Source organism: Achromobacter xylosoxidans A8, from assembly GCF_000165835.1.
Lineage (GTDB): Bacteria > Pseudomonadota > Gammaproteobacteria > Burkholderiales > Burkholderiaceae_B > Achromobacter > Achromobacter xylosoxidans_B.
The window spans coordinates 2,823,875-2,838,879 of record NC_014640.1 but is presented as its reverse complement, the minus strand read 5'-3'; the positions used below and the strand labels follow the sequence as shown (position 1 = coordinate 2,838,879).

General features: G+C 69.3%; 14 protein-coding genes. 10 read left to right on the top strand and 4 right to left on the bottom strand.

Annotated elements, in window-relative coordinates:
* The first annotated feature begins 36 nt into the window (after positions 1–36).
* Entirely contained in the window at positions 37–1,455 is a 1,419-nt protein-coding gene (gene argH, locus AXYL_RS13190; RefSeq protein ID WP_013393292.1) for an argininosuccinate lyase, read from the top strand.
* A gap of 100 nt (positions 1,456–1,555) precedes the next feature.
* On the opposite strand, the gene AXYL_RS13185 is transcribed toward argH, so the two are convergent.
* Positions 1,556–2,464, bottom strand: coding sequence for a LysR family transcriptional regulator (locus AXYL_RS13185; protein WP_013393291.1), 909 nt, complete (start codon positions 2,462–2,464; stop codon positions 1,556–1,558).
* A gap of 109 nt (positions 2,465–2,573) precedes the next feature.
* Between AXYL_RS13185 and AXYL_RS13180 the strand changes: the two genes are divergently transcribed.
* Entirely contained in the window at positions 2,574–3,767 is a 1,194-nt protein-coding gene (locus tag AXYL_RS13180; RefSeq protein ID WP_013393290.1) for an MFS transporter, read from the top strand.
* A 127-nt stretch (positions 3,768–3,894) separates the two neighbouring features.
* Here AXYL_RS13180 and AXYL_RS13175 read toward each other — a convergent pair whose 3' ends face one another.
* Positions 3,895–4,704, bottom strand: a complete 810-nt coding sequence (locus AXYL_RS13175) for a helix-turn-helix transcriptional regulator (RefSeq protein WP_013393289.1) — start codon at positions 4,702–4,704, stop codon at positions 3,895–3,897.
* 147 nt (positions 4,705–4,851) lie between these two features.
* Here AXYL_RS13175 and AXYL_RS13170 point away from each other — a divergent pair, with 147 nt between their 5' ends.
* The 8 genes from AXYL_RS13170 to AXYL_RS13135 all read left to right on the top strand — a co-directional run bounded on the left by AXYL_RS13170 (position 4,852) and on the right by AXYL_RS13135 (position 13,105).
* Positions 4,852–6,552, top strand: coding sequence for an FAD-dependent oxidoreductase (locus tag AXYL_RS13170; RefSeq protein ID WP_013393288.1), 1,701 nt, complete (start codon positions 4,852–4,854; stop codon positions 6,550–6,552).
* Positions 6,527–6,733: a hypothetical protein gene (locus tag AXYL_RS13165; RefSeq protein WP_013393287.1), complete on the top strand. Its 207-nt coding sequence runs from the start codon at positions 6,527–6,529 to the stop codon at positions 6,731–6,733. Before AXYL_RS13170 ends, AXYL_RS13165 begins: the two co-directional genes overlap by 26 nt.
* 17 nt (positions 6,734–6,750) lie before the next feature.
* A complete protein-coding gene (locus AXYL_RS13160; RefSeq protein ID WP_013393286.1) occupies positions 6,751–7,344 on the top strand; it encodes a VOC family protein in 594 nt (197 codons plus the stop codon).
* Positions 7,345–7,377: 33 nt separating this feature from the next.
* Entirely contained in the window at positions 7,378–8,337 is a 960-nt protein-coding gene (locus tag AXYL_RS13155) for an MBL fold metallo-hydrolase (RefSeq protein WP_013393285.1), read from the top strand.
* A gap of 67 nt (positions 8,338–8,404) precedes the next feature.
* Entirely contained in the window at positions 8,405–9,439 is a 1,035-nt protein-coding gene (locus tag AXYL_RS13150; RefSeq protein ID WP_013393284.1) for a fumarylacetoacetate hydrolase family protein, read from the top strand.
* 12 nt (positions 9,440–9,451) lie between these two features.
* Entirely contained in the window at positions 9,452–10,120 is a 669-nt protein-coding gene (gene maiA / locus AXYL_RS13145) for a maleylacetoacetate isomerase (RefSeq protein ID WP_013393283.1), read from the top strand.
* A gap of 50 nt (positions 10,121–10,170) precedes the next feature.
* Entirely contained in the window at positions 10,171–11,523 is a 1,353-nt protein-coding gene (locus AXYL_RS13140; RefSeq protein ID WP_013393282.1) for an MFS transporter, read from the top strand.
* Positions 11,524–11,551: 28 nt separating this feature from the next.
* Positions 11,552–13,105, top strand: coding sequence for a fumarate hydratase (locus AXYL_RS13135; protein WP_041655482.1), 1,554 nt, complete (start codon positions 11,552–11,554; stop codon positions 13,103–13,105).
* A gap of 70 nt (positions 13,106–13,175) precedes the next feature.
* Here the strand turns inward: AXYL_RS13135 and AXYL_RS13130 are convergent, their stop codons facing one another.
* Both AXYL_RS13130 and cnbCb read right to left on the bottom strand, forming a co-directional pair.
* On the bottom strand, positions 13,176–13,994 hold the full coding sequence (locus tag AXYL_RS13130; RefSeq protein ID WP_013393280.1) for a tRNA U-34 5-methylaminomethyl-2-thiouridine biosynthesis protein: 819 nt from the start codon (positions 13,992–13,994) through the stop codon (positions 13,176–13,178).
* 19 nt (positions 13,995–14,013) lie between these two features.
* A complete protein-coding gene (gene cnbCb / locus AXYL_RS13125) occupies positions 14,014–14,940 on the bottom strand; it encodes a 2-aminophenol 1,6-dioxygenase subunit beta (protein WP_013393279.1) in 927 nt (308 codons plus the stop codon).
* Positions 14,941–15,005: the final 65 nt, after the last annotated feature.

Below are 15,005 nucleotides of genomic sequence, written 5' to 3'. Positions count from 1 at the left end.
CCCGGCGCCACGCCAGGGCCTATAATTCCGCCCATCATGGCAAACACTCCCTCCCCCGATCAAAACCAGTTCGCCAACAAGGCGCAGGCCTGGTCCGCCCGGTTCTCGGAACCGGTTTCCGAACTCGTCAAACGCTATACGGCGTCCGTGGATTTCGACAAGCGCCTGGCGCGCTACGACATCCAGGGCTCGCTCGCGCACGCGGACATGCTGGCCGCCCAGGGCATCATCGGCGCCCAGGACCTGGCCGACATCCAGCGCGGCATGACCCAGATCCTGTCCGAAATCGACGCCGGCAGCTTCCAATGGCTGCTCGACCTCGAAGACGTGCACCTGAACATCGAAAAGCGCCTGGTGGAGCTGGTGGGCGACGCGGGCAAGCGTCTGCACACCGGCCGTTCGCGCAACGACCAGGTCGCCACCGACATCCGCCTGTGGCTGCGCGCTGAAATCGACAACCTGCTGGACCTGCTGCGCCAGTTGCGCCGCGCCCTGGCCACGGTGGCGCTGGAACACGCCGGCACCATCATGCCCGGCTTCACGCACCTGCAAGTGGCCCAGCCGGTCACCTTCGGCCACCACCTGCTGGCCTATGCCGAAATGTTCGGCCGCGACGCCGAGCGCCTGGCGGACTGCCGCCGCCGCGTGAACCGTCTGCCGCTGGGCGCCGCCGCCCTGGCCGGCACGTCGTACCCGATCGACCGCGAGCGCGTCGCCAAGACCCTGGGCTTTGACGGCGTCTGCCGCAATTCGCTGGACGCCGTGTCCGACCGCGACTTCGCCATCGAATTCTGCGCCGCCGGCGCGCTGATCATGACGCACGTCTCGCGCCTGTCCGAAGAGCTGGTGCTCTGGATGAGCCCGCGCGTGGGCTTCATCGACCTGGCCGACCGCTTCTGCACCGGCAGCTCGATCATGCCGCAGAAAAAGAACCCCGACGTGCCCGAGCTGGCCCGCGGCAAGACCGGCCGCGTCAACGGCCACCTGGTCGCCCTGCTGACCCTGATGAAGGGCCAGCCCCTGGCCTACAACAAGGACAACCAGGAAGACAAGGAAGGCCTGTTCGACACCGTCGACACCGTGCGCGACACGCTGACGATCTTTGCGGACATGGCCGGCGGCATCAAGGTCAAGGCCGACAACATGCGCGCCGCCGCCTTGCAAGGCTTCGCCACCGCCACCGACCTGGCCGACTACCTGGTCAAGCGCGGCATACCTTTCCGCGACGCCCACGAAGTGGTGGCCCACGCGGTGCGCGACTGCGAACAGCGCGGCTGCGACCTGGCCGACCTGTCGCTGGACGAGCTCAAGGCCTACCACGCCAGCATCGGCGACGACGTGCACCAGGTCCTGACCCTGGAAGGCTCGGTCGCGGCCCGCAAGCACGTGGGCGGCACCGCCCCCGAGCGCGTGGCCGAGGAAGCGAAGCGCGTGCTGCAGGAAACGGCGGAGTAAGGCTGGTTTTCTCCGACGCAAGATGATCGGCCCCGATTTATCGGGGCCGATCATCATTGGAGCGTCAGATAGCGGATGTGTACGTTCTATCAGCCGCCCGCTACACGATGCTCAGCGCTTCCCCCAGCATCTCCACCACCGCATCCACCTTGGGCAACAGCTGCTTGCTCAGCGGCCACACCAAATACAGGGGCAAGCCCTCGGCAGCCAGTTGCGGCAGCACTTCGACCACCCGGCCGTCGCGCAAGGCGTCGGCCGCGAGCCAGGTCGCCAACTGCGCGATGCCGAAGCCGGCGGCGACGGCGTCGACCTGGGCTTCGGCGCTGTCCAGCGTCATGACGCCATCCACCGACCGCAGGCTGGCGGGTCCCGCGCCCTGCGCGATCCGCCAGACCGGGGGTTCCCCGTCCGCGCGCCCGTAGGCCACGGCGTCATGCTGGGCCAGATCGTCGGCCGTGAGCGGCGTGCCGCGGCGCGCCAGATATTGCGGCGAGGCGCAGAAAATCACGCGCTCCGAGCCCAGATAGCGGTGGCCCAGGCCGGGCGCCCACTGCGGCGGCCCGCCGATGCGCACGGCCACGTCTATGCCCACGTCGGCCAGATCGACGAAACGGTCCGTGAACGACACGCATGGCCGCAACTGCGGATGCCGCTGGGCGAATTGCAGCAGCAGCGGCAGCGCCACCCGGCGGCCGAAGGTCGCGGGCAGGTCCACCCGCAGCCGGCCGACGGGTTCCTGGCGCTGCGCCGCCAGCACCGCCTCGGCGTCCTGCAATTCGGCCAGCACGCGCACGCAAGTGCGGTAGTAGGCGCTGCCCGCGTCCGTCAGGGCCAGGCGGCGGGTGCTGCGTTCGAACAGGCGGGTACGCAGGCGGGCCTCCAGCCGGGCGACGCTCTTGCCCACGGCCGAGGCGGTGAGGTGGAGCCGGTCGGCGGCGGCGGTGAAGCTGCCGGCGTCGGCGGTGGTGACGAAGGCTTCGATGCCTTTGAGGCGTTCGGATGGGATCATGGCGGCGATGATTAAGGAATCAGATTCCTTAATTTATGGAAAAGATACCTGAGATAAGAAATTCTATCTCCAATATCGTTCAAGACCGTATTCCTCTTGAACCCATCCCATGCTCGAATCCTCCCTCGCCTCCCCATCCGTCCCGGCCCGCTCCAGCGCGCTTTCCATCGGCATCCTCGCTGTCGCGGCTTTCGTCATCGTTTCCACGGAATTCCTGATCGTGGGACTGCTGCCCGAACTGGCCCGCGACCTGTCCATCTCCGTTTCCGCCGCAGGCCAGCTGGTGACCCTGTTCGCGTTCACGGTGATGCTGTCGGGGCCCTTGCTGACGGCGGCGGTATCGCACCTGGAGCGCAAGCGCCTGTTCGTGGCGATCCTGCTGGTCTTCGCCGCCTCCAACGCCTTGGCCGCGGCCGCGCCCAACATCTGGGTGCTGGCGCTGGCGCGCTTCATTCCGGCGCTGGCGCTGCCGGTGTTCTGGGGCACGGCCAGCGAGGCCGCCGCGCAGTTGGCCGGTCCACGCCGCGCCGGGCAGGCGGTGGCGCGCGTGTACCTGGGCATTTCCGCCGCCCTGCTGTTCGGCATTCCGCTGGGCACGCTGGCCGCCACGTCGATAGGCTGGCGCGGCAGCTTCTGGGGGCTGGCCGCGCTGTCCCTGGCGCTGGCCGCGCTGATGCAGGCCTGCATGCCGGCCTTGCCGCGCCCGCCGCGCGTCGGCTTGCGCGAGCAGGCGCGCATTCTGCGGGATCCGCGCATGCTGGCCCACATCGGGCTGTCCGTGGCGGTGTTCACCGCGATGTTCACCTCCTATACCTATCTGGCCGACGTGCTGGAGCGCATCGCGGGCGTGCCGCCGGCGCAAGTGGGATGGTGGCTGATGGGCTTTGGCGCGGCGGGGCTGGCGGGCAATTGGCTGGGCGGACTGGCGGCGGACCGCAATCCGTTGGCCGCCACGCTGGTATTCACGCTGTTGTTGGGGTTGGGCATGATGGCCGCCGTACCCCTGGCGGCTTCGCTTGCCGGATTGCTGCCGGCACTGGCCGTCTGGAGCATCGCCAACACGGCCTTGTATCCGGTCTGCCAGGTGCGAGTGATGAAGGTGGCGCCTCACGCCCAGGCCATGGCGGGAACGCTTAACGTATCGGCGGCCAATGCCGGCATCGGCGCCGGCGCCATGTTGGGCGGCTTCGCCATCGCGCAGTGGGGCCTGGGCAGCGTCGGCTATGTGGCCGCGGCCGTGGCGATGCTGGCGGCGTTGGCGGTTCCGGCCATCGCCCGGCTGCGGCCGTCCGTGGCAGCCTGACCCCATTCAATGCGGGCAATGCCCGGCGCCCGCGAGCCGCGGGCATGCAAGCGATGCTTAGCGGCCGCCGCCCTCAGGCGTGCAGGCCATGCTCAACTGCCGCCAGCCTGGGGCGCACAGCCGAACCTCAACGGCCGCCGGCCTCGGCCGTACAGGCCGGCGCGGCGCACGCGGCCGGCGCCTTGATCAGGAATTCCTTCAGGCTGGCCACGTTGTTCTTCTTGAAGATGCGGTTCTTGTAGGTCACCACGGTGGTGGGCGACAGGCCCAGCTCGCGCCCCACCTCTTTGGCGGTATGGCCCTGGCGCAGCAGGTCCGCCACCTGGACTTCGCGCAGCGACAGGCCGCTGCACCAGGAGGCCGCGCGTGTCGGTTCCGCTTCCGCGCGGCACAGCTGATGATGGCGCCGCGCCAGCGCGATCAGCAAGGGCGCGCGCCCGCGCATCAGTTCGGCCGCGTCCGGTGAATGGGTACGCGAGAAGTACAGGTTCAGGTAGCTGATGCCCTCGTCGCGGCAGCCGATGAGCGAAATCTTGCTGGCGAAGCCGGGGCGCTCGAACAGCAGGCGGCGGTACTCGTCGTCCGCGATGCGTTCCGGGGACGCCGTCTGCACGACCAGGTCGGGATGATGGCCGGGGCGGCAGGCCATGTCGCGCAGCAGGCCGTAGTTGGGATCGCGCCGGTAGAACTCGTTGTCCACGAACACATTGGTGGTCCATTCGATCAGGGACTGGTTCAGCAGGCTGGCCGCCGACGAATACTGCACCAGGCCTTCGTGGCCGTAGAACACGTGCGACACGTGGTCGGCGGCCACGGTTTCGCGCAGCGCCAGCAGCAGCGCGGCGTGGAACATCGGGCCGCCCAGGTCCATGACGGCGGACTCGGCCCAGCGGTCCGGCCCCCCGCCCGCGGGCATAGGGTTGTGTGTCTCTTCCATGGTGTCGTTTTCCCCGCTTGCGCGTGTTTTCCCGATTCTAAGGTCATCCTCCGCCGCCGCGGTGTCCTCTCCCGTGAGGACATGACGTGCGCGCGCGGCGCTCCTAGAGTGAGGCCTGCAACAAACCACATCGAACTAGGGAAAACGATGAAAGAACTTCCCATCTACCCATACGTCAGGCCCGATGAAATGGACCGCCCGCGCCGCGAGCCGCATCCGGTGGCCGTCGTGGGGGCCGGGCTGACCGGCCTGACGCTGGCCCTGGATCTGGTGCGGCGCGGCATTCCCGTGGTCGTGCTGGACGACGACAACACCGTCGGCGTGCGCGGCCTGGCTTCGCGCGGCATGGTCTGGGCGCAGCGCACGCTGGACATCTTCGACCGCCTCGGCATGGCTGGCGACGTGGTCGGCAAGGGCGTGCGCTGGAACGTGGGCCGGGTGCTGTGCCGCGACCTGGCGGTGGCGTCCTTCACGCTGCAGGACCAGCCCGACATGCGCCACAACGGCTTCGTCAACCTGCAGCAGTACTACCTGGAAGCCTTCCTGGTGGATGCGCTGATGCGCGAGCCGCTGGCCGAGCTGCGCTGGCTGAACCGCGTTGCTGGCATCGAACCGCAAGCCGCAGGCCCGGCGACCTTGCAAGTGGAGACGCCCGACGGCGCCTACGCCTGCCGCGCGCAATGGGTGGTCGCCTGCGACGGCGCCAAGAGCGCGGTGCGCGGCATGCTGGGCCTGAGCCCACGCGTCTACGACCAGACCGAGGACCGCTGGATCATCATCGACATCGTGTTGCGCGACACCACCTGGCCAGAGGAACGCTGGACCTGGCTGGACGCGCGCAGCAACCATGGCCGCGCGGTCTGGCGCCACAAGATGGCCGACGACACCTGGCGGCTGGACTTCCAGCTCCGCCCGGACGAGGACCCGGCCGAAGCGGCCACGGACGCGGCCATGCGCCAGCGCGTCTGGGACCTGCTGGGCGAGCGCGTGGAATTCGACATTGCCTGGCATGGCGTCTGGGCCTACCGCCATGAATGCCTGGACAGCCTGCGCCATGGCCGGGTGCTGTTCGCGGGCGATTCGGCCCATCTGGTGGCGCCCTTCGGCGCGCGCGGCGGCAACGGCGGCATCCAGGACGCCGACAACCTGGGCTGGAAGCTGGCCCTGCTGCTGCAAGGCCGCGCCGGCGACTCGCTGCTGGATACCTATAGCGTCGAGCGCAAGCACGCGGCAATGGAGAACATCCGCCAGGCACGCCGCTCCTCGCGCTTCGTTTACCCAGGCGCTGCCCGCTCCGCCGCGCTGTGGCGCGACGCCATCATCGACCTGGCGCCACGCCACGCCGTCGCCGCCCGCATGATCAACACCGGCCGCCTGTGCATGCCGGCCGTCTATCCCGCGTCGGCACTGGCTTGCGGCTCCCATGCGCTGGCCGGGCGCGCGCTGCCCAACGTGGTGCTGCGGCAGGCGGATGGCCTGACCTTGCACGGCCTGCTCGGTCCCTGGTTCACCGTCCTGGTGTTCGGCGATGCCTTGCCGCCCGGCGCGCAGGACGGCGACGGCCTGTTGCGCTGGGTCGCGGTCGGGCCGCTGTGCGACGAGCGCGGACGCGCCGCCCTGGCGCACCAGCTCGGGCAGACGCTGGACGGCGAGGCCTGGCTGCTGCGGCCCGACCAGCACGTCATGGCGGCCGCCACGCCCGAGACCGGCGATCCCGAGGCCATGCTGGCCTGGGTCGCCGCCGCGCTGGATGCGCCCGGCGCCTGTCCCGAACCCTTGCCCGAGGCCCGCGGCCTCTACCGCTCAACCGGAGGCGCCAGCCATGCCGCTATCCCAGCAACAGCTTGACGACCTGCTGGAGCGCCTGATCGCGCTCACCAATGTGCCCGACCCCGAAGCCCAGCGCGACAGCCTGGCCCGGCTGTCGCTGCTGCTCATCGAAGCCGTGGACGACGCGGCCCGGGTGCAGGCGGCGGTCGACGAAATGCTGGCGGCCCAGCCCGGCTCGCCCGCCTTGAACATTCCATGAACCACGGAGACGGCGCCATGACGCTCAACCCATCCCATGCCGCCCCGCCGGGCGCCCCCGCCATCCAGGGCCTGCACCACTTCGCCTGGCGCTGCCGCGATGCCGAGGAAACCCGGCATTTCTATGAAGACATCCTTGGCCTGCCGCTGGTGCACGTGGTCAAGGAGGAACGCGTGCCTTCCACCGGCGAGCATTGCCCCTTCGTGCACCTGTTCTTCGAGTTCGCCGACGGTTCGCACATCGCCTTCTTCGACCTGGGCGACAACGGCCAGAGCCAGCCCGACCCCGCCACGCCGCGCTGGGTCAACCACTTCGCCATGGAAATCCGCGGCGAAGCCGAACTGGAGCGCATGCGCCAGCGGCTGCAGTCCCACGGCGTCGAGGTAGTGGGGCCGACCGACCACCACTTCATCCGCTCGATCTATTTCTTCGATCCCAACGGCATCCGCCTCGAACTGACCCTGCGCCTGCCCGTGGCCGACTACGTCGCCCGCAAGCGCCGCAGCGCCCATGACGACCTGGCCGCCTGGACCCGCGACAAGGCCGCCGGGCTGATGCCCGGCGCCACCGGCACCAGCAGCCAGCAGCGCAGCCAGGCCCACGCCGGCTGAGCCGCCCCACTTTCCATCCATTAGAGGAACACCATGAGCAAACCCTTCGCCTCCCAGGCCGACCTGGCGGAAAAAAAGATCTCCTTCGAACGCCTGTCCGAAAACGCCTACGCCTACGTCGCCGACGGCGACCCCAACTCGGGCGTGATCATCGGCGACGACAGCGTGATGGTGGTCGACGCGACCGCCACGCCGGCCATGGCCCAGGGACTGATACGCGCCATCCGCGGCGTCACCGACAAGCCCATCCGCCACGTCGCCCTGACCCACTACCACGCGGTGCGCGTGCTGGGCGCATCCGCCTTCGCCGCCGAAGGCGCGGCCCACGTGTACGCCAGCCGCGGCACGCATGAACTCATCGTCGAGCGCGGCCAGGCCGACATGGATTCCGAGATCGGCCGCTTCCCGCGCCTGTTCCAGTCCGCCGAAGGCATCCCGGGACTGACCTGGCCCACGGTGGTGTTCGAGCGCGAACTGACCGTGTTCCTGGGCGGCCTCGAAGTGCGCATGCTGCATCTGGGCGCGGGCCATACCCGCGGCGACTCCATCGTCTGGATTCCGTCGCAGGGCATCTGTTTCTCCGGCGACCTGGTGGAGTTCAACGCGGGCGTCTACACGGGCGATGCCTATCTGTCCGACTGGCCCGCCACGCTCGACGCGCTGCAAGCGCTGGAACCGCGCCAGATGGTGCCGGGCCGCGGCCCCGCCCTGACCACGCCCGCCGCCTGCCGCGAGGCCATCGGCTACACCCGCAGCTGGGTCGAGACGCTGTACGGCTGCGCCTGCCAGGGCGTGGAGCAAGGCAAGAGCCTGAAGCAGGTCTATGAAGACACGCGCCGCGTGATGGACCCGGAATTCGGCCACGTCGTCATCTACGAACACGCCATTCCCTTCGACGTCTCGCGCGCCTACGACGAGGCCAGCGGCATCACCGAGCCGCGCGTCTGGACCGCCGAGCGCGACCGCGACATGTGGGCCGAACTCACCGCCTGACCCCGGCACGCCACCACGCCACGAGGCCCCGCCGCGGGCCTCCCCATCCGATACGGAGCACCTGAACATGAAACTCGCCACCCTGAGCAATGGCGCCCGCGACGGCGCCCTGGCCGTCGTCAGCCGCGACCTGACCCGCACGCGCGCCGTGCCGCACATTGCAGCCAGCCTGCAGCAGGCGCTGGACGACTGGGCCCGCGCCGCGCCGCTGCTGCAGGCCGAATACGAAGCGCTGAACGCGGGCGACGGCGCCAGCCAGCCCTTCGATGCGGCGCGCTGCGCCGCGCCCCTGCCGCGCGCCTACCAATGGCTGGACGCGTCCGCCTACCTGAACCACGTGGACCTGACGCGCCGCGCCCGCGGCGGCGAGATGCCGCCCTCGTTCCTGACCGATCCGCTGATGTACCAGGGCGCCTCGGACGACTTCATGGGACCGTGCGAGGACATCACCGCCGCCAGCGAGGACCTGGGCGTGGACCTGGAAGCGGAGATCGTGGTGGTAACCGACGACGTGCCGCTGGGCGTGGACGCGGACACGGCGCTGGAACACGTCGTGCTGCTGGGCCTGGTCAACGACGTGACCCTGCGCAACGTGGTGCTGCCCGAACTGTCCAAGGGCTTCGGCTTCCTGCAAGGCAAGCCGGCCTCGGCGCTGTCGCCCGTGCTGGTCACGCCCGACGAACTGGCGCCCTACTGGCGCGGCGGCAAGCTGCACCGCGCCATGCAGGTGTGGCTCAACGGCCAGCAGATCGGCCAGCCCCAGGCGGGCGAGGAAATGCAATTCCATTTCGGCGAGCTGATCGCGCACGCGGCCCGCACCCGCCGCCTGGGCGCCGGCACCCTGGTGGGCAGCGGCACCATTTCGAATGCCAGCGACGCCGCTGGTGTGTGCTGCCTGGTCGAAGCGCGGGTGCGGGAAAAACTGCGCGACGGCGACATGCGCACCCCCTTCCTCAAGCACGGCGACCGCGTGCGCATCGGCATGCGCGACGACGCGGGCCTGAGCCTGTTCGGCGACATCGACCAGCAGGTGCGGATCCCCGGCACGCGTCCCATGCCTGGCGCCGCATCGGCCAGTGTGCCCGCAACCGCCGCCGCCTGACCGGAGACCGCCATGGCCGACACCCCTGCCCTCACCCTGCACAGCTACTGGCGCAGTTCCGCGGCCTACCGGGTCCGCATCGCCCTGGCCTTGAAGGGCCTGCCGTACCGGCAGGTCACCTGGCACATGGTCAAGGGTGAGCACCAGCAACCCGCCTACCGCTCGCTGGCGCCCTTCGGCCTGGTGCCCATGCTGGAGATCGACGGCCTGCGCCTGCAACAGTCGCTGGCCATCATCGAGTACCTGGACGAGCGCGATCCCGGTGCGCCGCTGCTGCCGGCCGATCCGGCGCAGCGCGCTCAGGCCCGCGCGTTGGCGCAACTGATTGCCTGCGAAATGCATCCGCTCAACAACCTGCGCGCGCTCAAGCGCCTGCGCGCCCAGTTCGACGCGGACGACGAACAGATCCAGGACTGGTATCGCCATTGGTGCGCCGAAGGCTTCCAGGCCTTCGAGGCAGCGCTGCCCCCGGCGCAGGACGGCAGCTACGCGCTGGGCGCCGCGCCCACGCTGGTCGAGTGCTACCTGATCCCGCAGGTCTACAACGCCTTGCGCTACGGCGCGGACCTGGCGCCTTTCGAACGGGTCCGCGCCATTGTCCAGGCCTGCGCCGGCCTGCCTGCGTTTGAAGCCGCCCGCCCGGAAAACCAGCCCGACGCGCCGCAGAGCGCCGCGGCCTAGGCGCCCCCCGATAAGAAGCTGAACCGCCGCATTCCCCCAAGGAGACAACCATGCAAACAGAAATCCCCGCCGGCGACGCCGCCGTCGCATCCGCCCCCCGGTCCGCGTCCGGCCCGCTGGTCAGCGCCGACGACCGCAAGGTGCTGGCCGCCACGCTGGTCGGCTCGGCCATCGAGTGGTACGACTACTTCATCTACGTCCAGGCCGCGGGCCTGGTGCTGGGCTCGCTGTTCTTCGCGCCCTTCGCCAAGGAGAACCCGGAGCTGTCGCTGATCCTGTCGTTCGCGACCGTGGGCGTGGCCTTCCTGTTCCGGCCGCTGGGCGCCATCGTCTGCGGCCACCTGGGCGACCGCTACGGCCGCAAGCGGGTACTGGCGGCCACACTGATCCTGATGGGCGTGTCGACAGCCCTGATCGGCGTGCTGCCGACCTACGCGCAGATCGGCATCTGGGCGCCGGTGATGCTGGTGGCCTTGCGCGTGCTGCAAGGCTTCTCGGCCGGCGGCGAATGGGGCGGTGCGGCGCTCATGGCGGTCGAACACGCGCCCCGGGAGCGGCGTTCGCTGTTCGGCGCCTTCCCGCAAATCGGCGTGCCGCTGGGCATGATCGTCGCCACCGGCGTGCTGTGGTGCATCACCGCCCTGGTCGGCGCCGACAACTTCATGGCCTGGGGCTGGCGCGTGTCCTTCCTGCTGTCCATCGCGCTCATCGTGGTCGGCGTCTTCATCCGCCGCGCCGTCGAGGAATCGCCCGTGTTCCTGGAAATGCAGTCGCGCCGCAGCCATTCCTCGGCGCCGCTGGGCACCTTGCTGCGCAAGCATCCGCGCCAGATCCTGCTGACCACGCTGATCTTCGTGGGCAACAGCACGGCGGGCTACCTGCTGGTCGGCTTCTTCATCAGCTACGGCAGCCGCACGCTGCACATGCCGGCGCAGCAGGTGCTGATGATCTGCACGCTGGCCGCGGCCTGCTGGCTGGGCACCACGCTGCTGGGCGGCTGGCTGGGCGACCGCATCGGCCGCGTGCGCACCTTCCAGCTCGGCTACGTGCTGCTGGCGCTTTGGGCCATACCGATGTGGTCCTTCATCGAATCCGGCGACGTGATGCAGTTCGCCTTCGCCCTGGCCGTGCTGTCGGTGCCGCTGGGCCTGACCTATGGACCGCAGGCCGCGCTGTATGCCGAGATGTTCCCGGCCGACGTGCGCTATTCCGGCGTGTCGGCGGGCTATGCGCTGGGCTCCATCCTGGGCGGCGCCTTCGCCGCGATGATCGCGCAGTCCATCATCACCGCCACCGGCCAGTCCTGGCATGTGGGCGTCTACGTCATCGTCATGGCCGTGGTGTCCTTCGTGGCCGTGAGCCTGGTCAAGGACCGGCCGGGCGTCACGCTGCACGCCGAATGAACCTTCAAGCCACCCACCCATGCATGCCATGAGCACAAGCATCCGCCAGGACGACCTGATCGAGTCCATCGCCAGCGCGCTCCAGTACATCAGCCATTACCACCCGGCCGACTACATCGCGCATCTGGCCCGCGCCTACCAACGCGAGGCCAGCGCGCCGGCGCGCGACGCCATGGCGCAGATCCTGGCCAGTTCGCGCATGGCCGCCATCGGCCGGCGGCCGATCTGCCAGGACACCGGCATCGTCAACGTCTTCCTGGAAGTCGGCATGGACGTGCGCTGGGCAGGCTTCACCGGCAGCCTGGAGGACGCCGTCAACGCCGGCGTGCGGCGCGCCTACCTGGACCCGGACAATCCGCTACGGGCCTCGGTGGTGGCGGACCCGCTATTCGGCCGCGGCAACACCCGCGACAACACGCCCGCCGTCATCAGCATGCGGATCGTGCCGGGCGCAAGCCTGGCGGTCACGGTGGCGGCCAAGGGCGGCGGCTCGGAAAACAAGGCGCGTCTCGCCATGCTGAACCCGGCCGACAGCATCGTCGACTGGGTGCTGGCGCAGATTCCGGCCATGGGCGCCGGCTGGTGCCCGCCCGGCATGTTGGGCATAGGCGTGGGCGGCACCGCCGAGAAAGCGATGCTGCTGGCCAAGGAAAGCCTGATGCAGCCGCTGGACATGCACGAACTGCAGGCCCGGGCGCAGCGCGGCGAAACCCTGGCGCCCGAGGACGCGCTGCGGCTCGAACTGTACGACCGCGTCAACGCGCTGGGCGTGGGCGCGCAGGGCCTGGGCGGCCTTACCACCGTGCTGGACGTGAAGATCAAGACCTACCCCACGCACGCGGCCGCCAAGCCCATCGCACTGATCCCCAATTGCGCCGCCACGCGCCATGCAAGCTTCGTGCTGGACGGCTCCGGCCCCGCGCACCTGGCCCCGCCGTCGCTGGATCTCTGGCCCGACCTGGGCACCGAACGCGGCCCCGGCGCGGGCCGGCGCGTGAACCTGGACACCCTCACTCGCGAGGAGGTCGCCTCCTGGCGCGCCGGTGAAACCCTGCTGCTCAACGGCCGCATGCTGACCGGACGCGATGCCGCGCACCAGCGCATCCAGGAAATGCTGGCCCGCGGCGAGCCCCTGCCCGCCGATTTCCGCGGCCGCGCCATCTATTACGTGGGCCCGGTGGACGCCGTGCGCGACGAGGCCGTCGGCCCCGCCGGCCCCACCACCTCGACCCGCATGGACGGCTACACCGACATGATGCTGGCGCGCACCGGCCTGCTGGCGATGGTGGGCAAGGCCGAACGCGGCCCGCAGGCGGTCGAAGCGATCCAGCGTCACCGGGCGGCCTATCTGATCGCGGTGGGCGGCGCGGCCTATCTGGTGTCCCGCGCCATCCGCAGCGCCCGCGTCATCGCCTTCGAGGACCTGGGCATGGAAGCGATCCACGAGTTCGAAGTCACGGACATGCCCGTGACCGTGGCGGTGGACGCGGTGGGCGGGAACCTGCATGTGTCGGGGCCGGCGCAGTGGCGCCGCGCGGCGGGGGCCAGGGAGATACCGGTGGCGATTGCCGGGGCGCTCTGACAAGCGCTGCGGATGCGGGCCGCTCTGGCAGGCGGCCCGACACGCGCCGCCTCCAGGGCCGGGCTCGCCGTCAACCCACCTTGAATTCCACCACCGCCCCGCCGCTGCCGTACAGCGGCGCATACTCCAGCACCTTGCCGCCGCGGAACTGGTCACCCAGCGCGCCCAGCAGCCAGGACATGTGCTTGAAGCCCATCTCGGCCTTGGCCTGCCCCGCATACTCGGGCATCGCCTCGCGCAGTTGCGCGGCATCGCCGCTTTCCAGCAACGCCAACATGCGGCGGTTCCAGTCATCGTCGGCCTGGGAGATCAGGCGGTCGGATTCCGGCGCCACCGGCTCGCGGAACATGGTGTTGGACAGCCCGCCTATGCCGATGACTGCCGCCCGCTTGCCTTGCGCCGCGGCCGCCTGCACGGCGATGCGGCTGAGCTGCTCGGTCTGCGCGTTGTCGTGGTACAGGTTGTTGGCCGCCAGCGTCACGGGCAGCTGGTCGGAGCCAAAGCCCATCAGCGTGCTGACCGTGATGGTGCCCGTGTCGATGGGAAATTGGTCATAGTCCACGCCGCGCGCATGGATGCCGGCGTCGCGGCAGCCTTGTACGCAGGCGTCGGCCAGGCCCGCGTCGCTGGCGATGTCGAAGGGCAGCTCGCCGTACTCGTGCCAGTTCTCGTCCACATGCACGCCGGTGCTGCGCGCGCGCGTGATCCACAGCTGGTCCAGCACCGCCATCCACTGCGTCGAATACACCAGCACCACATCGGGCCGGGAAGCCGCCAGCGACTTGCCGGCCGCGCGCAGCGCCTGGTTCAGGCGCCCCCAGGGCGCCACGTCGCTACGCAGCTGCGGCAACGGGCTGCCGGGAACGAGAAATGCGGAAACAATGGTCATGGCCTGTCTCCCTGGATGGCTAGGCCGCCGCGCCGGCGGGTTGTTCAAGGCGGGAAAGCCCGGCCTCCTGCAGATTCCATTCCATCACCGCGTTGCCGGTGCCGATCACGGTGCCGTAGCCGTGAAACTTGCCCGCCAGTTGCGGATAGCCCATGGCGGCGTGCATCCAGGTGAAGGCGCCGGATTTCACTTCGGCGAAGGCTTCGTCGATGAACTGGGGCAACAGCTCGAACACCTCGTCCATCCTGCCCTTGCGCATCAGTTCGATCATGCGGATGTCCCACAGATAGCCGTCGTAGCGCGCCGGATGTTCCTTGGACATGTCCTCGGGCACCTCGGGCTGTTCGTGGAAATGCCAGTGCGACAGCGTGTTGCTGGCCAGCAGCACCGCCCGCCGCCCGCTCTTGCGTATCGCTTCGCGCGTGGCGCGGCCCAGCAGGTCCATTTCCTTCTGCCCTTCCTGGGTGTTGAGGTAGTACGGCGTGTTGTTCGCCGACAGCCCCACCACCGGAATGTCCCATTGCGGCCGCACCATGTGCAGCGTCGTGATGGTGCCGTAGTCCACGCGGAACTTGGGATTGCGCATCATCTTGGTGACCAGGCCCAGCTTGCGGCCTTCCTCGCAACAGGCTTCGGCCAACTCCACGTCGACGTCCATGCCGAAGTCGTAGCGGAACAGGTCGGGAAAGATCGGGTCCACCGAGCGGCCCTCCAGGCGCGGCACGCCCAGGAAATGGTGGCCTACCTGGGTGATCCAGTGCGGCGAATGCACCAGCAGCACATCGGGCTGCAGGCGTTCGATGCTCTCGCGCACGTGGTCGTAGGCCCAGCGCAGACTTTCCCAGCCGCCGCGCGAGCGCGGCTCGTTCTGCGGCGGGTTCTCGCCGTACACCAGGTGCGGCGGATGGGGAGCCAGGAATCCGGAAAGAATTTCGCCGTCCTTCATTGCTTACTCCTTTGCGAGAGCAGTAGGAACCGGGTTCGACCGATGCTGCTTGGGCGCGCCATTTT